The following is an 18562-nucleotide window of genomic DNA, read 5'->3' on the forward strand; positions in this document are numbered from 1 at the left end:
GCAAGCCTAGTGATTGCCGTGGGCGTGCCGCGAACCAATGGGGTGCGCGCTCCGACCGTACGTCCGATTTGTCGCCGACACGCGGCGTGAGCTGCCCGACAAGCCAGACGTACCGGTGTGAAATGAACATCGTGACCAGCAGACCAGCGGCGCCCGAGCCGTCGGCGGCCGCCACGCGGCGGGCGGCGCGGCCCACGCCGCCCGGCGGGCCCGTCGCTCCCCAGCCACGGCTCGACCCGGCGGACCCGCCGGTGGAGGTGGAGCCGACCACCGGAGCGCCGGTGGACGCGGTGCCGAGCCGGGTGCCGGTACGCCAGCCGCGCTGGCAGCGCGAGGCCGCCCCGTCCGGCGGCTGGGCGCCGATCGAGGAGGTGCACTGGGACGGCACGCCGCTGCGCGACGAGCCGCGCCCACGTCCGGGCCGGCCCCCGGCGCGACGGGAACGCGCCCGCCCGGCCGCGCCGCCGAGCCCGCCCGCCGGGCTGGCCGTGCTGCTGACGCTGAGCCTGCTCGCCGCGTTCTTCGCCTGGGTGAGCGCCGGGCCGTTCTGGCTGGCGGTGGGGCACTCGACCGGCGGCACCGTGATGATCACCGAGTGCGCGGGCGGCGGGCTCACCCAGCGCTGCCGGGGCATCTTCTCCGCCGACGGCGACCGGTTCCAGGCCCACGGGGTACGGGTCAGCGGCGTACCGGCCGGGCGCACCGACACCGGCAGCTCGCTGCGGGCGCGGATGACCGGGCCGGACGGGTCCACCGCCTACGCGGACACCGGCGTCGGAAGGCACCTGCGCTGGCTGCTGGGACTGGCCCTGGTGGCCGGCTGCGCCGCCGGGATCGCCAGGTGGACCGGGGCGACCCGGCTCGCGGACGAACGGCAGCGGCGCTGGGCGGTCGGCCTGGCGCTGGCCGGGCCGGCGTTGATCACCGTCGGCTTCCTGGCCGCCGCCTGGTGAGGTGAGGCGTTAAGAGGGGGCCCTTCCTCTACCGCAGGCGTTAAGAAGGGGCCCTTCCTTTCAGCTGTGCACGACGGCGTACACCTCGCGCCGCCGCAGCCCGTACGCGGTGGCGACCTCGGTGATCGCGTCCCGGCGGGACAGCCCGGCCGCCTCGCGCTCGGCCACCGCCGCGCGCAACGTCTCGTCGTCCGGCCGGACCGCGGGCGTGGCCGGTGCGCCCGCAACGACGAGCGTGATCTCGCCCCGCGGATCGCCCTCGGCGGCCCACTCGGCCAGTTCGCCGAGCGGCCGGCGGACGACCTCCTCGTAGGTCTTGGTCAACTCGCGGCAGAGCGCGGCGGGCCGGTCCCTGCCGAACGCCTCGGCCAGGTCGGCGAGCGCACCGGCGATGCGGTGCGGCGCCTCGAAGAACACCAGCGTGCGGTCCTCGGCGGCGAGCGCGCGCAGCCGGGAGCGGCGGGCGCCGGGGGTACGCGGCAGGAAGCCCTCGAAGCAGAACCTGTCGCAGGGCAGCCCGGACAGTGCCAGCGCGGTGGTCACCGCGCTCGGCCCGGGCGCGGCGGTGACCGGCACACCGGCGTCCAGTGCGGCCCGGACCAGCCGGTAGCCGGGATCGGAGACGCTCGGCATGCCGCCGTCGGTGACCAGCGCGACCGTGTAGCCGGCGGTGAGCACCTCGGCCAGCTCGGGGGTACGCCGCTCCTCGTTGCCCTCGAAGTACGAGACGATCCGGCCGGGCACAGTCACGTCCAGGTCGCGGGCCAGCCGGGTGAGCCGCCGGGTGTCCTCGGCGGCGACCACGTCGGCGGCGGCCAGCACCTCGCGGAACCGGGCGGACGCGTCGGCCGGGTTGCCGAGCGGCGCGCCGAGCAACACGAGCCGCCCTACCTCGGACATTTCCCCCACGGCGTGCGCTCCCTCATCGACGGTCGTACCAATTTCGGAGACGAGAGACGCCACCGGGCACCCTCGCAGCCTACGATCGCCGGGTGACGAGTGCGTCGACAGCACAGAGCGCGAACCCGGACCCTTCCACCACCGACCGGGGCGACGGCGCCGGGCGCGGGCTTCCCGCCGCCGTGCGGCGCCGGCTCGCCACCGTCGATGATCGCATCGGTCGAGGTCAGGCGTGGCTGGCGACAGCGGTGGTGGTGGGCGTCGCGGCGATCCTGCGCTTCGTGGGGCTCAGTTTCCCGCCCGGGAAGATCTTCGACGAGACCTACTACGCCAAGGACGCGTACGGGCTGATCGACCGCGGCTTCGAGTGGAACTACAAGGACAACGGCCCCTCGTACGTGGTGCATCCACCGCTGGGCAAGTGGATGATCGGCATCGGCGAGTGGGCCTTCGGCTACCAGGACGCGGACAGCGGCGTCTCGGTGCCGGGCCACCTGATCACCACCTCGCCGGAGTTCGGCTGGCGGTTCGGAGCGGCGGTGGCGGGCACGCTGTCGGTGCTGCTGCTGGTCCGTATCGGGCGGCGGATGTTCCGCTCCACGGTGCTCGGCTGCGCGGCCGGCCTGCTGCTCGCGCTCGACGGCTACCACCTGGTGCTGTCCCGCACGGCCATCCTCGACATCTTCCTGCTGCTGTTCGTGCTCGCCGCGTTCGGCGCGCTCGTGCTCGACCGGGACGCCCGGAGGCGGCGCTGGGCGCGGGCGCTGGAGGGCGGGCTCGACCCGACACAGCCGGGCCGGGCCGGCCGTCCGTCGTCGGGCTGGCGGGACTGGCCGTGGTGGCGGCTGGCAGCAGGTGTGCTGCTCGGCTGCGCCTGCTCGGTGAAGTGGAGCGCGCTCTACTTCGTACCGGCGTTCGCGTTGCTGGTGCTGCTCTGGGAGGTGGGCGTCCGCCGCTCGTCCGGGGTACGCCGGCCGTGGCGCGACGCCGTGCTCGACGAACTGCCGTGGCTGCTCGCCGCGGGCGTGCTGATGCTCGTGACCTACGTGGCGACCTGGTCGGGCTGGCTGCTCGGCCAGGACGGCTACTACCGCCTGGCGGAGCGCTACCCGAACAACCCGGAGCTGAGCGACACCCCGATCATCGGCGCGCTGATCAACCTGTGGGAGTACCACAAGGCGGCGTACGGCTTCCACACCCAGCTCGACGACCCGCACAAGTACCAGTCCTGGCCCTGGCAGTGGCTGCTGCTCGGCCGCCCGGTGGCGTTCCACTGGTCCGGGGACGGCAGTTGCGGCGCACCGAGCTGCGCCTCGGAGGTGCTGCTGCTGGGTACGCCGCTGCTGTGGTGGTCGTTCCTGCCGGCGCTGGCCGCGACCGCCTGGCTCGGGCTGGCCCGGCGTGACTGGCGGGCGGGCGCGATCCTGCTCAGCGCCGCCGCCGGCCTGCTGCCCTGGTTCTGGTTCGCCCTCGACGGCCGGACGATGTTCTCCTTCTACGCCGCGCCGGCGGTGCCGTTCCTGGTGCTCGCGGTGGTCTACGTGCTCGGCGCGATCGCCACCCCCGCGCCGGTGTCGAACACGGCCGCGCCACCGGACCCGCAACAGGTCCACGACCGCCGGCTGGTGGGCGGGATCATCGCGGGCGCGTACGTGTTGCTCGTGGCGCTCTGTTTCGCCTACTTCTACCCGATCTTCGTGGGCCGGGTGCTGCCGTACGCGGACTGGTCGGCGCGGATGTGGCTGGACGGCCGCTGGATCTGACGCGGGGCGCCGGGCACTGCGCGGCGCCGGGGCACAAAGAAGCGCGCCCCGATCGCCTGCCACGGGGGAAGCGGGCGATTGGGGCGCGCAAGACAGAGCTTAACCACACTCCGGCAACGGCACAACGGGTGCGGGCCGGTCAGATTTCCGACGAGTGCACCACCGGCCGAAAGGTTTACATGGTGCAGCTAACGGTGGGTGGCCGAGCGCGACCGTGACGGCCCCGGCGGACGCCGGAGACGGGCCTCCGGCGGGCACCTCCGACCCGGATGATCTTCCAAAGTGGATCTCACTACACTTCGCCCGGTGATCAACAAGAGACGATCGACGGCCGTCCTCATCGGACTGCTGGCGGCGGCCGCGCTGATCGGGCCGAGCCCCGCCGGGGCCGACGACGAGACCACCGAGCCCGTCGCCGAACCACCCAAGGTCGAGCTGGTCCTCGACGTCAGCGGATCGATGCGGGCCCGCGACATCGACGGGCGCAGCCGGATCTCCGTCGCCCAGCAGGCGTTCAACGAGGTGGTCGACGCCCTGCCGGACGAGACACAGCTCGGCATCCGGGTGCTCGGCGCCACCTACCGGGGCAAGGACAAGAAGCAGGGCTGCCTGGACACCCAGCAGATCGTGCCCGTCGGCCCGGTGGACCGTACCCAGGCCAAGGCCGCCGTGGCCGGGCTGCGGCCGACCGGTTTCACACCGGTCGGGCTGGCCCTGCGCTCCGCCGCGCAGGACCTGGGAACCGGCAGCACCGCCCGCCGGATCGTGCTGATCACCGACGGTGAGGACACCTGCGCGCCGCCCGACCCGTGCGAGGTGGCCCGCGAGCTGGCCGCCCAGGGCACCCGCCTGGTGGTCGACACGCTCGGCCTGGCGCCGGACGAGAAGGTACGCAAGCAGTTGCTCTGCATCGCCGGCGCGACCGGGGGCACCTACACCGCCGCGCAGAGCGCCGACGAGCTGACCGGCCGGATCAAGCAGCTCGTCGACCGCGCCCGGGACACGTACACCGCCGCTCCGGCTGTGGTCGGCGGCGGCACGGCGTGCGAGGGCGCGCCGCTGCTCGCCCCCGGCGTCTACAGCGACCGGGAGGCGTTCTCCGAGCACCGCTGGTACCGGGTGCCGGTGCGTCCCGGGCAGGAACTGCGCGCCTCGGTGAGCGTCGCGCTGGACCGGCCGGTCAACCCGGACTACGGCGTGCTGCTGCGCGCCACCGCGCCGGACGGGCGGGAACTGGTCCGGGGCGTCGACGCCGGCAGCGGGCGTACCGACGTGGTCTCCGCCGGGCTGCGCTGGTCGGCCGCCGAAGAGGAGGAGGACGGGCCGAGCCCGGAGCCGAGCGCCGGCGCGGAGCAGCCCGTACGGACCGTCTGCCTGGTGGTCAGCAACTCGTTCGCGGCCAAGCCCGGCACCCAGGCCCGGCCCGGCATGCCGGTGGAGCTGACAGTCGACGTGGTGGCCGCCTCCCCCGCGCCGGACGGGCCGGATCTGGGCCGCGGCTGGGTGCTGCTGCTCCTGCTCGCGCTCGCCGGACTGCTCACCGGGCTGGTCGCCGGACTGCTCACCCGCTGGTGGGTGCACACGTGGAGGGTGAACTGAGCATGCGTACGCTGATCCGCTCCGCGGCGGCGATCACCGCCGCCGGACTCGCCCTCACCCCGGCGGCGGCCCTGGCCGCGCCCAGCCCGTCACCGGGCGCGACCACGGTGACCAAGGCCGGCACCTCGTTCCTCACCGCCACCACAGTCACCGCCGGCCAGCCGGTGCAGGTGGGCGCGTCGACAGGCGACCACCTGTACTGGTCGTTCCGCGCCGACGCCGGGCAGGTGCACGAGGTCACCGCCACCGTCACGTTCCCGAAGCCACGCAGCGGCGCGTCCACCTGGACCGTCGACGTCTTCGACGGGCTGCGCCGCCGGCAGGCGTGCACAGCGGGCGCGCAGACCCCGACCGCCGGCGCGTCGGCGACGAGCGTCGCGCTGGGCTGCACGCTGCGCCGGGTACGGCCGTGGGCCGAACCCTGGTCGGGCGACCCGCTGCCCGGCACCTACTACATCCGGCTCTCCGTCACCGATCTGCCGGAACCCGACCTCGGTCTGCCGATCGACGTGGAGATGCTCGTCGGCGCGACCGACGAGGGCGGCGCGTCCGGCGACGACGGCGAACTGGCCGCGCCGCTGGTGCCGAACACCAGGGCCGGCACCGTGCTCAGCGCCGAGCCGACGCCCGAGCCGGTGGCCGACGAGGAGACCGACCTGACCGGGTGGCTCCCCGAGGCCGGATCGCGCTGGGTGTGGACCACTGTGGGCGGCGTGCTCGCCGCCGTGGCCGGCGTGGTCGGCTTCGGGCTCACCCGGCGGCCGCGCCGCCCCTGAGGACCGCAGCCGGTGGCCGCCGCGAACCCGACGCGGCGGCCACCGGACGCGCTCATGCCTCGGCGATACGCGGGCCGCGCGGCACCCAGCCGATGAACCGGTCCTGGAGCGCGGTGACCGGCACGGAGCGCAGATCCTGCGTCGCCGCGGCGAGGCAGGACCCGAGATAGACGCTCAACGACGCCCGGTCCACCTGGTACTCGCGCAGCAGGTGATGACGTTTCGTGGCGCAGGGCCAGTCGTCACCGCACGAGCCGCAGGTCCAGTCGGGGGTCACCGGCACGTGCTCGCCGCCGGTACTTCCCGAAACCTCCGCGCCAGGCGTCATCGGCCGCTCCTTCCGAGTCAGGAATGGTGGTGATGGACCGGTTGCCTCCCCGCAACATTCCTTCAGCGCAGCGGCACGCCCAAGCGTTACGGTACGTTCACCGCGTGTCCCCGTCATCCACCTCTCGTGCGTGATCTGCTTCCGGCCGAGGTCGCCGTCGCGGTGGCCACCCCCGCCGACTGGGCCGGTGACCTGCTCCCGGCCGAGCTGGCCGCCCTGGGTGAGCGCGCGGTGCCCGGCCGCCGCCGTGACTTCACCGCCGGGCGCGTCTGCGCCCGCCGGGCGCTCGGCGCGCTCGGCCTGCCCGCCACGCCGGTACCGGCCGGCGCCGACCGGGCCCCGATCTGGCCGCCCGGCGTGGTCGGCGCGATCACCCACACCCGCGACTACTGCGCGGCGGCCGCCGCCCGCGCCGCCGACGTGCGCGCCGTCGGTATCGACGCCGAGCGCTACCGGCCGCTCTCTGCCGGGGTACGGCGGAAGGTGTGCCGCCCCGACGAGGAGGCGGACCTGGCCCGGCTGCCGGTCGGCACGCCCTGGCCGACGGTGCTGTTCAGCGCGAAGGAGACCGTCTACAAGGTCTGGCACCCGCTGGTCGGGACGTGGCTGGGTTTCGCCGACGCGCGCGTCGTGCTCGACCCGGAGGCGGGCACCTTCCACGCGGTGATCGCGCCGGCCCGGATCGCCGCCGCCCCGGTGCCCGATCCGCCGTCAGCGGTGACCGGACGGTTCGCCGTGGACGACGACCTGGTCCGCACCGCGGCCGTCCTGCCACATCGATGAGGCCCTGTCGGGCGGGTTGTGCCCGGCTTGTACCGTCGTTCCGACTGAAAATTCCGAAGGCGCCCAAGGAGTACGGTGAGCCACCCTCAGCCTCCGTCCGGGTCACCGGACCCGAACCAGCAGCCGCAGGAACCGCCGACGCAGGCGTTCCCCACCGCCCCGATGCCGCCGGTGCCGGGCAGCCCGTACGCGCCGCCGCCCGCTCCGACCTCGGGCGCGCCCTATCCGCCGCCCTCGGACGCGCCGCAGCCGCCCGTCTCGGGCGCGCCGTACCCGCCGCCGGGCAGCGAGTACCAGCCGCCGGGTGCCGCGTACCCGCCGCCGGGCGGTGCGTACCCGCCGCCGGGGTCCGAGTACCAGCCGCCGGGTGCGGCGTACCAGCCCCCGGGCGGCGAGTACCAGCAGCCGGGTGGCTACCCGCCCCCGGGTGGTTACCCGCCGCCGGGTGGTGGCGCGTACCCGCCGCCGCCCGGAGCGCCCTTCGGACCGCCGGCGAAGAAGTCGAACAAGAACGTCTGGATCACTGTCGGCATCATCGCGGTGATCCTGCTGCTGCTGTGCTGCGGTGGCGGCATCTTCGCCATCTACAGCGGCGCGAAGAAGACCCAGGAGGCGATCGACTCGCTGCCCACCCCGGGCGTCACCTACGGCCAGCCCACAGGTGACACCCCGACGGGCGCTCCCACCGGCACGCCGCAGCCGGGCAACACCGACGACAAGACGTTCAACATGCCGGCCGGCGACAAGCTGGTCGTCAACGACGACCGGGGCACCATCGAGATCACCGTCGGCAACTTCCGGACCAGGAACGCCGCCTGCAGCGAGGTCATGCCCGGCCCGAAGAACGGCATGTTCCTGATCGCCGACGTGACCGCCGAGATCACCAAGGGCACCGGCTCGATCAACCCGTTCTACTTCACCTGGGTCGCTGCGGACGGCACCGAGGAGAGCGGCATCGGCGGCGCCTTCTCGGGTTGCGGCAAGCTGATGACCTCGGGCAACAACCTGCCCGAGGGTTCCAAGCGCAGCGGCCAGCTCATCTTCGACGTGAAGGACCAGAACGGCGTCGTGGAATACAAGCACCGCTTCCGTTCCGCCGGGTCCTGGAAGCCCTGACCCGAACGAAACCCCGCACGGGGGCCGGTCCACTACGGACCGGCCCCCGTGTCCGTTCGGACGGCGCCAGAAGCCGAACGGACATTTCCATGTGCACGAGCCGGCCCTCGGTCGCCAGGCTCGGAGCATGGCTAACGAGACGACGATCCCGCTGCTGCCGTGCCGCTCCCTGGACGATGTGGCGCCCTTCTACCAGGCCCTCGGCTTCGAGATCACGTACCGGCAGGAGCGCCCGAACCCGTACCTGACACTGCGGCGGGAGGATCTCCATCTGCACTTCTTCGGGATGCCGCAGTTCGATCCCGCCGACTCGTACGGCTCCTGCCTGGTGGTGGTGGACGACCTGGTCGACATCCACCGGGCCTTCACCGACGGCCTGCGTGCCACGTACGGCAAGGTGCTCGTCTCCGGCGTGCCCCGGATGACCCGGCCCCGGCCCCGCCGCAACCAGGAGGGCCACTTCGGGTTCAGCATCGTCGACCCCGGCGGCAACTGGATCCGGTTCGTCGGCCGGAGCGATACCGCGGAGACCGACGACAGGGGCGGGCTGGCCCGTACGCTGCAGAACGCGGTGGTGCAGGCGGACTCTCGCGGCAATCCCCAGCAGGCCGCGCGGATCCTCGACGGCGCGCTTGCCCGCCCGGATGCCGCCGACGACCCGGCCGTCCAGGTGGAGGCGCTGGTCTACCGGGCGGAGCTGGCGCTGCAACTCGACGAGCCGGAGTCCGCGCGGGAGCTGGTGCGGCAGGCCCGCTCGATCCCGCTGGACGACGGATCGCGCGACGCGCTGGCCGACACGCTGCGGCACGCCGAGGACCTGATCACCGCACTGCCGCCCGCATGACCGCACGGCGGGCGGGCGCCCGGCCGGTGGCGGCGGTTTGCCGGCCGGGTCAGCGGGGACGCGCCTCGGCAGGCGGCGAGGGCCGCCACGCGACGATCCGGGGAGGCGGCAATGAGCGTCGAGCGCGCGAAGAACGACCTGGAGGACCTGGCCGGTCCGGCCCGGGCGCGGCTCGGTGACCTGAACCAGGACGAACACGCCGAAGCGGACCGGGTACGCGAACAGGATGAGATCCGGGGCAAGCGCCCCGGCGAGCACATCCAGGCGGACGCCCGCGACGCCGACGACGACTTCTCCGCCTGACCCCGTCCTGCCGGAGATCCGAGGTCGGGCCGCGCCGCACGCGCGGCGGGCGTGCGCTGTCGGGGTTGGCTCCTATCCTGGGACGATGGTTCTCACCGACGTCACCGGGTCCTGGGCAGGCACCAACGGCTTCCGGCTGATGCCCGCCGATCCGCTCGCCGAGTCGCCGGCCGCGCTCACAGTCGCCACCGCGGCCGGCGGGCACCTGACCACCGTGTCGTACTCGTGGGTACATCCCGACGACGGCCCGCAGGACGGCCTGCTGGTGGTCGGCGCCGGCGACCGGCCGGGCTCGCTCGTCGCCTGGTGGGGCGACTCGTGGCACCAGCAGCCGACCCCGATGACGCTCACCGGTGCGGCGGGCGGGGCGGCGGTCGAGCTGACCGCCGAGTACGGCGGCGGCTGGGGGTGGCGGATCGTCCTCGACACCGCCGACCCGGCCCTCCTGCGGCTACGGATGGAGAACGTCGTCCCCGCCGACCAGGCCGGGCCCGGCACACCGGCCGGGCCCTACCCGGCGATGGTCACCGACGTGCGCCGCGCCTGACCGTCGCGGGCATCCGCGACGCGGCGACGCCGCGGTCAGGCGTCGAGGATCTCCCGCAGCCGGCGCGCGAACGCCTCCGGCTGCCCGGCGTGGCCCATCCCCTCGCCGAGGAACCCGCCGTGGTGGCTCGGGAAGACCGCGGCCTGTCCGCCGAGCAGCTCGGCGGTGGCCACCGACGTCCGCGCGGTGAGGGTGTCCGCCGACTCCTCGCCCACCGCCACCACGACCCGGGTGGGCGCGGCGCGCAGCGCGTCGGCGTCCGGCCGGAAGACGGTGACCGCCGCGGACCGGTCGGAGAGCAACGGGTCGTCGCGGCTGCCGTCGTCCTCGGCCGGCATTCCGAACGCGGCGGGATCGGGCGCGGGCTGCGCGAAGTAGTCGTCTGTGAACTCGCCGCGCCACGACGTCATGGCGATGAACGCCGCCATGCCGGCACCCCAGCCGTTCTTCCGGTACGCCTCCTGGCAGGCGGCCATGGCCCGGCCGGCCGCCTCGGCGTCGGGGAGCAGCGTGACCAGCGGCGGCTCGTGCGCCACGAGCGTGGTCACCACGTCCGGGTAGGCGGCCACCAGCGCGAGCGCGGTCACCGCGCCGCCGCTGCTGGCGAACATGTCAACCGGGCCCACGCCGAGGGCGTCGACGATGTCGCGGACGTCCCGGGCCTGCACCTCGGGCAGCGAGTCGTTCCGGCCGTCCTTGCGGACGCTCCGGCCGAGCCCGCGCGGGTCGTACGTGATGACTGTGCGGTCCGGGAAGTACGACGCGAGCGTGGTGAAGCCGTCGGCGCACATCGGCTGGCCGATCATGAACAAGGGGCGGAGCCCGGCCTCGGCCGCCTCGGGGGCGTGGACGTCGTAGACCAGGTCGACCTCGGGCGTCTGGAGAGTGAGCGTCTTCATGCCTCTGTCGACCGGCGCCGACCTCGGAAATCATCGGTCCGGCGGAAACTCGTGCCGGGCACGGCTCGCGGCGGTGTCGACGCCCACCGCCGCGAGCCGTGCCGTAGCGGTCAGCTCACCGTGCCGGTGACGGTGCTGCCGGACTTGGTCACGTAGTAGGTCAGCTTCGTGCCGCTCCAGAAGTGGAACGTCAGCGTGACCCGCTGGCCGTCGTTGACTTCGGCGAAGAACTCCGGCTTCAGCGCGATCGTGTTGCCGGTGTAGTTCGGCGCGAACGTCACGTCGAACTCCTTGTACGAGGTCCAGTTGTGCGGTCCGGCGTTGCTGCCGTCGGCGTACTTCGCCTCCATCGTGGCGAGCTGGTCGCCGCGGAACTGCGCCGGGAGCGTGAACGCGGCGGTGGTTCCTGTCGCGTTGGAGAGCACCGGCGGGTCGTACGTGATGATGCTGATCCGCCACGGCACACCGGCGGAGAAGCGGGCCGTCAGGTTGGCGTTCACCCCGTACGCGCGGGAGCCGACCAGCCGGGTCAGCGCCGACGCGGTGAGCGTCAGGGTGCTGCCGGAGACCGTGTAGTCGGTACCGTTCACCAGGTCGGTGGTGCCCTGGCGCAGCCCCTGGAACGTGGTGCCGTTCAGGTTGAGCGTCAGGCTCTTGGCGGTGATCGTGCCGGTGCGCGGCACGTACACCTGGTCGCTGGACGCGGTGCCGGAGCGGGTCGTCCAGCTCGACTTGATCTGCGCGAACAGCTCGGGGTCCTTCCACACGAACGACGTCCGGTCGAAGTGCTGGCCGTTGTCCCAGAGCTGGGTGGTCAGCTTGCGGCTGCGCGCGTAGTGGCCGAGGAACTCGAAGAACTTCAGCTTCTCGCCCTGCTCGATGGTGCCGGTGTGCCGGTCGAAGCCGAGCAGCCCGTACTCACCGATGATCACCGGGATGTTGCGGGTGACGAAGGCGTTGTAGACGCGGTCGAACTGGTCGGTCAGATCCTGCTGGACCGTCGCGTCGAACCGGGTGCCGCCGGCGACGTTCACGCTGAACGGCCAGTACCCGTAGAAGTGCACGGTGGCGATCAGGTTCGGGTCGTTGAGCGTGTTGAACGTGCTGACCAGCTCGTCCACCCGGGCCTGCTCGGCGGAGGTGTGCAGGGTCGGCAGGACCAGCAGCCGGGTGGCGTTGCCGCCGCCGGACTGACGGACGATGCGGTGGAACGAGGTGTTCAGCTCGTTGAGCAGCGTGGCGTTCTGGGCGTCGCCGGAGCTGCCGGTGAACTGCGGCTCGTTGACGCTCTCGAAGGTCAGCTTCGGCGAGGAGTCCTTGAACGCGGCGGCGATCTGGGTCCAGAGCGCGTTGTAGCGGTTCAGCACGCCTGTGCGGTCGGTGGGCATCGTGTTGATCCACTGCCACGAGTCGTGGTGGATGTTGAGCACCACGTAGAAGCCGTCGGCGAGCGCCCAGCCGACCACCTCGCGTACCCGGTTCAGCCAGGCCGCGTCGATGGTGTAGTTCGGCGCGGCGCCGTGGTGGTTGCTCCAGGTCACCGGGATGCGGATGCTGTTGAAGCCCTGCGCCCGGACGTTGTCGAGCAGCGCCTCGGTGACCCGCGGGTTGCCCCACGCGGTCTCGTCCGCGCCGACCGCGTCGAAGGAGTTGCCGAGGTTCCAGCCGGGCTGCATGGCGGCGACGGCGGCCATCGCGTTGCCTGCGGGCGGCGGGGTCGTGGGCGGTGGCGTGGTGGGCGGCGGGGTGGTCGGGGGCGGGGTGGTCGGCGGTGGCGTGGTGCTCGGCGGCGGAGTGGTTCCGCCGACGCCGCCGGTGCAGGCCACACCGTTGAGCGAGAACGCGGTGGGCGCGGTGTTCGCGCCGGACCAGGAGCCGTTGAAGCCGAACGAGACGCTGCCGTTCGTGGCGATGGCGCCGTTGTAGCCGACGTTCGTGGCGGTGACGTCGGCGCCGGAGGAGGTGACCGTGGCGCTCCACGCCTGGGTGACCCGCTGGCCGGACGGGAACGTCCAGCGCAGGTTCCAGCCGCTTATCGGGTCACCGAGGTTGGTCACGTCGACGTTCGCGGTGAAGCCGCCGGGCCACTGGCTGGCGGTCGTGTAGGTGACGCGGCAGCCGGCCGCCGCCTGGGCGTTCGTCGCCATCACGGCGGTGCCTGTCACGAGTGCCGCGGCGGTCGCGGCGACCAGGCCGACCCGCAATCGGGCGGTACGGGGAGAGCGGAACATGGTGGTTCCTTCGTGGTGGGGTGGGGCGCGTGGACGGGGAAGGCGGGGCGCGCACCCGCCCAGCGCGAGAGTAAGTTTGGAATCCAAACATTGTCAATCGGCAGACGTGGATACGGGAGTACATGAGGCGGTCGGCAGCGCCTCGACAGTGAGGTGCGCCGACAGCGCGCCCAGGAAGTCCGGCGCGTCGAAGATCCGCCCGGCCGACGCGACACCGGTCGCCCGCGTCCGCCCGGTCAGGATCCGGTGGACCGCCTCGACCGCGAGCGGCGCGCTGATCGCGTAGATGTCCTGCCCGTGGGCCACCACCCGCCGGCGGACGTCGCCCGACCGCACCACCACGTCGACGGTGAACGTCTGCGCCGACCGGCCACGCTCGTCCACAGCGGCCGGCGCCTCCCCGGCTGCCAGGCCCCCCGCCGCGTTCACGGTCATGTACGTGCACACCTCCGGGATGTCCAGGTGACTCGGCACGGTCACCACGTCGGCCATGGTGAACTCGCCCAGCACCGGCCGCACACCCAGCGGTGCCGGGAACTCCCAGTCCCGCCGGGGCAGGTCGCCGTCGGCGTACACCAGGCGCCCGTCGGTGAAGCGGACCCGCCGGCCGTCGCGGCGCTCGCGCGAGACGACGCCGGAGGCGACCGTCCCGGCCGTCGGGTGCCAGCTGCTCAGCCCGTACGCGACGTGCGCCTCGTCGGCCGCCGCCCAGTCCCCCGTCGCGGCGGTGACCAGCAGGTCGCCGAGCCCGCCGAAGAACGCCATGGCGGGCACCACCGCGACTCCGGCGGCCTCGGCACGCTCGGCGTAGTGGGCGAACGTGTCCCGGTTCGCCTCGATCTCGGCCGCCACGTCGACGTAGGGGATTCCGGCCCGCAACGCGGCCTCGATCAACGGGCCGGCGGTCGAGGCGAACGGCCCGGCGCAGTTGACCACCGCCGCCGCCCCGGCCAGCGCCCGGTCCAGCGAGCCCGGGTCGTCGACCGACGCCACCCGCTGCGCCACCCCCGGGAAAGCGGCCGCGAGCTTCCCGGCGTCGCGTCCCACCGGCAGCGGCTCGTAGCCCCGCTCGCGCAGCTCCGCCACCACGAACCGTCCGGTGTGCCCGTACGCCCCGAACACCGCCACCTGCATGACGTTCCCCCTCGAAGATCGACTGGAATGATCCTCGCCGGAATCCGAGAGCCGGGACAGTGGCGCAAACGCCAATGCCCGTACAGTTTCGGACATGACCCTGATCGCGCTCGCCGCCACCGACGGGATGCTGCACTTCGAGCTGGCGGCGGCGTGCGAGATCTTCGTGCGCGACCCGACCGGCCTGGCCGATCCCTGGTACGACCTGGTGGTCTGCGGTCCCGGCCCGGTCGGCGTCGGCCGGTTCGCGGTCACACCCGACCACGGGCTGGACCACCTCGCCCGCGCCCACACGGTGATCGTCCCGGCGATCGAGGACACCGACGCCGAGCCGCCGTCCGACCTGGTCGACGCGGTCCGCGCCGCGCACGAGGCGGGCGCCCGGATCGTCTCGTTCTGCACCGGCGCGTTCGTGCTCGCCGCCGCCGGCATCCTCGACGGGCTGCGCGCCACCACCCACTGGGCGCACACCGACGCGCTCGCCGCCCGCTACCCGCGCGTCCAGGTCGACCCGGACGTGCTCTACGTGGACAACGGCGACGTACTCGCCTCCGCCGGCAAGGCCGCCGCGATCGACCTGTGCCTGCACCTGATCCGCCGCGACCACGGCTCGACAGTCGCCAACGCCGTCGCCCGCCGCCTGGTGGTGCCGCCGCACCGCGCGGGCGGCCAGGCCCAGTACGTCACCACCCCGGTCCCGGCCCGCGAGGACCACCCGCTCGCCGCGCTGCTCCCCTGGGCGATGGCGCGGCTGGACCGCCCGCTGACGGTCGCCGACCTCGCCCGCCAGGCCGCCATGAGCACCCGCAACCTGGTCCGGCACTTCACCGCCGCGACCGGCGCCACCCCGTCGCAGTGGCTGGCCACGCAGCGCATCCGGCGGGCGCAGGAGCTGCTGGAGAACACCGACGACGGCATCGACGCCGTCGCCGAGGCATCAGGCATGGGTACGGCGACGACGCTGCGCCGCCACTTCCAGCGCACCGTCGGCGTACCCCCGGACACCTACCGCCGGACGTTCCGCCGCGGCTGACCGGGTTGCCCGGCGGTTGTAGCGTCGGCCACCCGACCACCGGGAGCAGACCATGGCTGAGCAGGTACGGGTGCCCGAGGACGGCGCCGGCGGCAGCGAGTTCATCGAGGCCCGCGCCTTCCGGCACGGCGGCTATGGTCGATTCGACCACCAGCCGATCGTCGCTGCGCTCGTGGCACGCATCCGCGCCCTCTCCGGCGGCTTCGTGCCGCCGAAGGGGACGGTCGCCTGACACTCGGCACGGGGGAAGATGTGTTCGACGTGATCGTGGTCGGCGGTGGGCCGACCGGCATGATGCTGGCGAGCGAGTTGCGCCTTCAGGGCGTCGGCGTGCTCGTCCTGGAACGCGACGCCGAGCCGCCGCCGTACGTGCGCTCGCTCGGCCTGCACGTCCGCAGCATCGAGGTGATGGACCAGCGCGGGCTGCTGGAGCGGTTCCTCGAACAGGGCGGCACGCATCCGATCCGGGGGTTCTTCGCCGGCATCGACAAGCCCGCGCCCGCCGACCTGGACACCGCACACCCGTACGTCCTCGGCATCCCGCAGACGCTCACCGACCGGCTGCTCGCCGACCACGCCGCCGAGGTCGGCGCCGAGATCCGGCGCGGCAGTGCGGTGACCGGGCTGGAGCAGGACGACGACGGCGTGACAGTCCACCTCGACGACGCGAGCGCGTCACCGCTGCGGGCGCGGTCCGCCGTCGGCTGCGACGGCGGGCGCAGCACCGTCCGCAAGCTGCTCGGCGTCGGCTTTCCCGGCGAGCCGTCGACGATCGACACGCTGCTCGGCGAGATGGAGGTGACCGCGTCCGCGGACGAGATCACCGCGATCATGACCGAGGTACGCCGCACCGAGAAACGGTTCGGGCTCGGGCCGTCCGGCAGGCCCGGCGTGTTCCGGGTGGTCGTACCGGCGGCCGACGTGGCCTCGGCGCCGCCGACGCTCGATGACTTCAAGCGGCAACTTCACGCGTACGCGGGCACCGACTTCGGCGTGCACTCCCCCCGCTGGCTGTCGAGGTTCGGCGACGCGACCCGCCTGGCCGAGCACTACCGGGTCGGGCGGGTGTTCCTGGCCGGCGACGCCGCGCACGTCCACCCGCCGCTGGGCGGGCAGGGGCTCAACCTGGGCATCCAGGACGCGTTCAACCTGGGCTGGAAGCTGGCGGCGACGGTGAACGGCTGGGCGCCGGACGGCCTGCTGGACACCTACGAGACCGAGCGGCGCCCGGTCGCCGCCGACGTGCTGACGAACACCCGCGCGCAGATGCTGCTGACCACGAACGAGCCCGGACCGCAGGCCGTGCGTCAGATGCTGGCGCAGCTCATGGACTTCGACGAGGTCAACCGCTTCCTGATCGAGAAGGTCACAGCGATCAGCGTCCGGTACGACGTCGGCGAGGGGCATGCGCTGCTCGGGCGGCGGCTGCGCGACGTACCGCTGCGGGAGGGACGCCTGTACGAGCTGATGCGTACCGGCGGCGGGTTGTTGCTCGACGGGACCGGAAAGCTGTCGGTGGACGCCTGGGCCGACCGGGTCGGGCTCGTCGTCGGCACCGGCGACGAGCTGGACGTGCCGGCGGTGTTGCTGCGGCCGGACGGGCACGTGGTCTGGGTGGGTGACGATCAGCAGACGCTGGAGGATGCGCTGACCAGGTGGTTCGGTGGCGCGACGAGGTGAGCTGCCGCCGACCGCCCGAGGGCGTTCAGGGTCCGGTCGTCTGGTAGCTGCGGAGCGCGGCTTCGGCGAGCCGGGGGAGGTGATCGTCGCCGCCGGGCTCGTTGCCCTGCTCATGAACGACCACCAGGGTGGCGCCGATCCGGACGAGGATGCTGTCCCATTCCAGCGTGATCGATCCGGAAGTCGTGCTGGCGTCGACGCGCATGCTCTCGTCGCCCAGTCGCGGCCCCGGTACCACCGCGAAACGGTAGCTGTCTCCGTCCTGGCCCGGTGACGCGACGGCAGGGCATCGGCCGATGAACGTCCGCAGGTCCGCCATCGCCTCTCGGGCGCCGTCGTCGGCGTACGTCCTGAGCACTTCGCTCGCCACCCACGGGTAATCGGGGCCCTCGCCAGAGCTGACGGTGGCGGCGGCCATCGCCGACGGAGCACCGGTCAGCCGGTTGGCCGACAACAGCGGAATCATGTCCGCACAGGGCACCTCGGGGCCGGGGCGCTGCCGGCCCGCATCCGGAGCCATGACCGTCGCGATGTCCTCAGTGAAACCTGGTGGTAGCGCGTCCGTGGTCACCAGCCGCGCCGACAGTGCCGCGGAGTAGCCGGCGCCGCCGGTCGCCGGAATCGCGGACGGCTTCCGGGCGGTGGCCGTGCCGGTCGCCTGGGCCGTGGAGGGGACAGCTTCGCCCGCCGAACGATCCGCTGGATCAGCAGTCGAGGGTCCGCACGCGGCCACCAGGCAGACCGCGCCCGCCGCGCCCAGCCTCCGCAGCACCGTCCTGAGCACCGGGCAGACTCCATCTGTCGTACGGACGCGTCAGGCTACCAACGGACGTGACTCCGATCGGCCGCCCGGCTGCGGGCCGGGTGCCGGACGGACCCGGGCACATCCGAGCGCTGCGAGAGATCGTCAACTCCCCTACGCTGCGCCGCGTGACGATTCTGATGATCTACAACGGTGACACGGCACCAGACGCTCCCGGCACGCGTACCGGCGGTGTTCCGCTCGTGCCTGCGGGCTTCGACTGGCCGGTGTGCGACGAGTGCGACGGACCGATGCAGTTCCTGGCCCAGGTCCGACTCGACGACATCGACGCGGACGACGCCGCGCTCTTGTCGATCTTCATGTGCCAGAACGATCCGGGCCTGTGCGACGAGTGGGATGCGACAGCCGGCGGCAACCGCGCGTTCGTCTTCCCTTCCGGGGCGCTGGCTCCGTCTGCCGTGCCCCCGGGCGACACCGTCCTGGCGGCCGAGACGTCCGCCGTCACGTACGTGCCGATGCACGACTCCGACGGCTACGACGAGGCGCGCGAACGCTGGCGCAGTGAGTCCGGCCGACCGCTGCGAGACGTCCTCGGGCAACTCGGCGGACTGCCGGCGTGGCTCCAGTTCGACCAGACGCCCACCTGTCCCGCCTGCGCCCTGCCCATGTCGTTCGTCGTCCAGCTCGAGGAAGGCCACGATCACCGCACCGGCTTCAACTTCGGTGGCGGTGGCTGCGGGTACGGATTCCGCTGCCGGCCATGCTCGACGGCCGCGTTCCTGTGGCAACAGTGACCTGCTTTTCAGAGCGAGATCACTGCCGACGGTGACTGGTGGTCGGCCACCGTCTACTTCCACGAGCCGTCGCCGTAACGCATCCGGCCGGCCGCTCGACCGCGTCGCCGCCGACG

19 protein-coding genes are annotated in these 18562 nt (G+C 73.0%); 13 read left to right on the plus strand and 6 right to left on the minus strand.

What is annotated here, in order from left to right; genetic code table 11:
* Positions 1–122 precede the first annotated feature (122 nt).
* The gene (locus tag FHX31_RS26500) at positions 123–953 is read left to right on the plus strand and encodes a hypothetical protein (protein WP_221488154.1); all 831 of its coding nucleotides are present in this window, start codon (positions 123–125) and stop codon (positions 951–953) included.
* Positions 954–1013: 60 nt separating this feature from the next.
* Here the strand turns inward: FHX31_RS26500 and rsmI are convergent, their stop codons facing one another.
* Positions 1014–1853 carry a 16S rRNA (cytidine(1402)-2'-O)-methyltransferase gene (gene rsmI / locus FHX31_RS26505; protein ID WP_221488155.1) on the minus strand — a complete coding sequence of 280 codons (840 nt, stop codon included), beginning with the start codon at positions 1851–1853 and terminating at the stop codon, positions 1014–1016.
* Between the two features lie 92 nt (positions 1854–1945).
* Between rsmI and FHX31_RS26510 the strand changes: the two genes are divergently transcribed.
* The 3 genes from FHX31_RS26510 (at position 1946) to FHX31_RS26520 (ending at position 5991) form a co-directional block, all read left to right on the plus strand.
* Positions 1946–3616, plus strand: a complete 1671-nt coding sequence (locus FHX31_RS26510; protein WP_184977380.1) for a dolichyl-phosphate-mannose--protein mannosyltransferase — start codon at positions 1946–1948, stop codon at positions 3614–3616.
* A 306-nt stretch (positions 3617–3922) separates the two neighbouring features.
* Complete coding sequence (locus FHX31_RS26515; protein ID WP_047890732.1) at positions 3923–5215, plus strand: VWA domain-containing protein; 1293 nt, start codon at positions 3923–3925, stop codon at positions 5213–5215.
* 2 nt (positions 5216–5217) lie between these two features.
* Entirely contained in the window at positions 5218–5991 is a 774-nt protein-coding gene (locus FHX31_RS26520) for a hypothetical protein (protein ID WP_013283938.1), read from the plus strand.
* A gap of 52 nt (positions 5992–6043) precedes the next feature.
* Here FHX31_RS26520 and FHX31_RS26525 read toward each other — a convergent pair whose 3' ends face one another.
* Positions 6044–6319, minus strand: coding sequence for a hypothetical protein (locus FHX31_RS26525; RefSeq protein WP_013283937.1), 276 nt, complete (start codon positions 6317–6319; stop codon positions 6044–6046).
* 126 nt (positions 6320–6445) lie between these two features.
* On the opposite strand from FHX31_RS26525, the gene FHX31_RS26530 reads away from it, so the two are divergent.
* The 5 genes from FHX31_RS26530 (at position 6446) to FHX31_RS26550 (ending at position 9912) form a co-directional block, all read left to right on the plus strand.
* Positions 6446–7102 (plus strand): 4'-phosphopantetheinyl transferase superfamily protein, encoded by a 657-nt coding sequence (locus FHX31_RS26530; protein ID WP_184977381.1) that lies wholly within the window; start codon positions 6446–6448, stop codon positions 7100–7102.
* Positions 7103–7177: 75 nt separating this feature from the next.
* Complete coding sequence (locus tag FHX31_RS26535) at positions 7178–8218, plus strand: hypothetical protein (protein ID WP_184977382.1); 1041 nt, start codon at positions 7178–7180, stop codon at positions 8216–8218.
* A gap of 127 nt (positions 8219–8345) precedes the next feature.
* Entirely contained in the window at positions 8346–9062 is a 717-nt protein-coding gene (locus FHX31_RS26540) for a VOC family protein (protein WP_071096884.1), read from the plus strand.
* Positions 9063–9173: 111 nt separating this feature from the next.
* Positions 9174–9365, plus strand: a complete 192-nt coding sequence (locus tag FHX31_RS26545; protein WP_013283933.1) for a hypothetical protein — start codon at positions 9174–9176, stop codon at positions 9363–9365.
* Positions 9366–9450: 85 nt separating this feature from the next.
* The gene (locus FHX31_RS26550; RefSeq protein ID WP_184977383.1) at positions 9451–9912 is read left to right on the plus strand and encodes a hypothetical protein; all 462 of its coding nucleotides are present in this window, start codon (positions 9451–9453) and stop codon (positions 9910–9912) included.
* 35 nt (positions 9913–9947) lie between these two features.
* Here FHX31_RS26550 and FHX31_RS26555 read toward each other — a convergent pair whose 3' ends face one another.
* From FHX31_RS26555 to FHX31_RS26565, 3 genes are all read right to left on the minus strand, one after another.
* Positions 9948–10811, minus strand: coding sequence for an alpha/beta fold hydrolase (locus FHX31_RS26555; protein WP_184977384.1), 864 nt, complete (start codon positions 10809–10811; stop codon positions 9948–9950).
* Positions 10812–10921: 110 nt separating this feature from the next.
* Positions 10922–13042, minus strand: coding sequence for a cellulase family glycosylhydrolase (locus FHX31_RS26560; protein WP_184977385.1), 2121 nt, complete (start codon positions 13040–13042; stop codon positions 10922–10924).
* A 93-nt stretch (positions 13043–13135) separates the two neighbouring features.
* Positions 13136–14176 (minus strand): saccharopine dehydrogenase family protein, encoded by a 1041-nt coding sequence (locus tag FHX31_RS26565; protein WP_184977386.1) that lies wholly within the window; start codon positions 14174–14176, stop codon positions 13136–13138.
* A 94-nt stretch (positions 14177–14270) separates the two neighbouring features.
* Here FHX31_RS26565 and FHX31_RS26570 point away from each other — a divergent pair, with 94 nt between their 5' ends.
* From FHX31_RS26570 to rox, 3 genes are read left to right on the plus strand one after another with little or no spacing between them, the layout of a single operon-like run.
* Positions 14271–15209: a helix-turn-helix domain-containing protein gene (locus FHX31_RS26570; protein ID WP_184977387.1), complete on the plus strand. Its 939-nt coding sequence runs from the start codon at positions 14271–14273 to the stop codon at positions 15207–15209.
* A 52-nt stretch (positions 15210–15261) separates the two neighbouring features.
* Entirely contained in the window at positions 15262–15441 is a 180-nt protein-coding gene (locus FHX31_RS26575) for a hypothetical protein (RefSeq protein WP_184977388.1), read from the plus strand.
* Between the two features lie 20 nt (positions 15442–15461).
* A complete protein-coding gene (gene rox / locus FHX31_RS26580; RefSeq protein WP_184977389.1) occupies positions 15462–16889 on the plus strand; it encodes a rifampin monooxygenase in 1428 nt (475 codons plus the stop codon).
* A gap of 25 nt (positions 16890–16914) precedes the next feature.
* Here the strand turns inward: rox and FHX31_RS26585 are convergent, their stop codons facing one another.
* Entirely contained in the window at positions 16915–17673 is a 759-nt protein-coding gene (locus FHX31_RS26585) for a hypothetical protein (RefSeq protein WP_184977390.1), read from the minus strand.
* A 146-nt stretch (positions 17674–17819) separates the two neighbouring features.
* Between FHX31_RS26585 and FHX31_RS26590 the strand changes: the two genes are divergently transcribed.
* Positions 17820–18446, plus strand: coding sequence for a DUF1963 domain-containing protein (locus tag FHX31_RS26590; RefSeq protein WP_082171183.1), 627 nt, complete (start codon positions 17820–17822; stop codon positions 18444–18446).
* Positions 18447–18562 lie beyond the last annotated feature (116 nt).

This window comes from Micromonospora sp. CNZ286 (genome assembly GCF_014207755.1).

What these genes read in the sequence shown, in the direction of transcription:
- FHX31_RS26500 (WP_221488154.1), top strand. Translation starts at nt 123, where the DNA reads ATGAACATCGTGACCAGCAGACCAGCGGCGCCCGAGCCGTCGGCGGCC.
- rsmI (WP_221488155.1), bottom strand. Translation starts at nt 1,853, where the DNA reads ATGTCCGAGGTAGGGCGGCTCGTGTTGCTCGGCGCGCCGCTCGGCAAC.
- FHX31_RS26520 (WP_013283938.1), top strand. Translation starts at nt 5,218, where the DNA reads ATGCGTACGCTGATCCGCTCCGCGGCGGCGATCACCGCCGCCGGACTC.
- FHX31_RS26525 (WP_013283937.1), bottom strand. Translation starts at nt 6,319, where the DNA reads ATGACGCCTGGCGCGGAGGTTTCGGGAAGTACCGGCGGCGAGCACGTG.
- FHX31_RS26540 (WP_071096884.1), top strand. Translation starts at nt 8,346, where the DNA reads ATGGCTAACGAGACGACGATCCCGCTGCTGCCGTGCCGCTCCCTGGAC.
- FHX31_RS26545 (WP_013283933.1), top strand. Translation starts at nt 9,174, where the DNA reads ATGAGCGTCGAGCGCGCGAAGAACGACCTGGAGGACCTGGCCGGTCCG.
- FHX31_RS26550 (WP_184977383.1), top strand. Translation starts at nt 9,451, where the DNA reads ATGGTTCTCACCGACGTCACCGGGTCCTGGGCAGGCACCAACGGCTTC.
- FHX31_RS26555 (WP_184977384.1), bottom strand. Translation starts at nt 10,811, where the DNA reads ATGAAGACGCTCACTCTCCAGACGCCCGAGGTCGACCTGGTCTACGAC.
- FHX31_RS26560 (WP_184977385.1), bottom strand. Translation starts at nt 13,042, where the DNA reads ATGTTCCGCTCTCCCCGTACCGCCCGATTGCGGGTCGGCCTGGTCGCC.
- FHX31_RS26565 (WP_184977386.1), bottom strand. Translation starts at nt 14,176, where the DNA reads ATGCAGGTGGCGGTGTTCGGGGCGTACGGGCACACCGGACGGTTCGTG.
- FHX31_RS26570 (WP_184977387.1), top strand. Translation starts at nt 14,271, where the DNA reads ATGACCCTGATCGCGCTCGCCGCCACCGACGGGATGCTGCACTTCGAG.
- FHX31_RS26575 (WP_184977388.1), top strand. Translation starts at nt 15,262, where the DNA reads ATGGCTGAGCAGGTACGGGTGCCCGAGGACGGCGCCGGCGGCAGCGAG.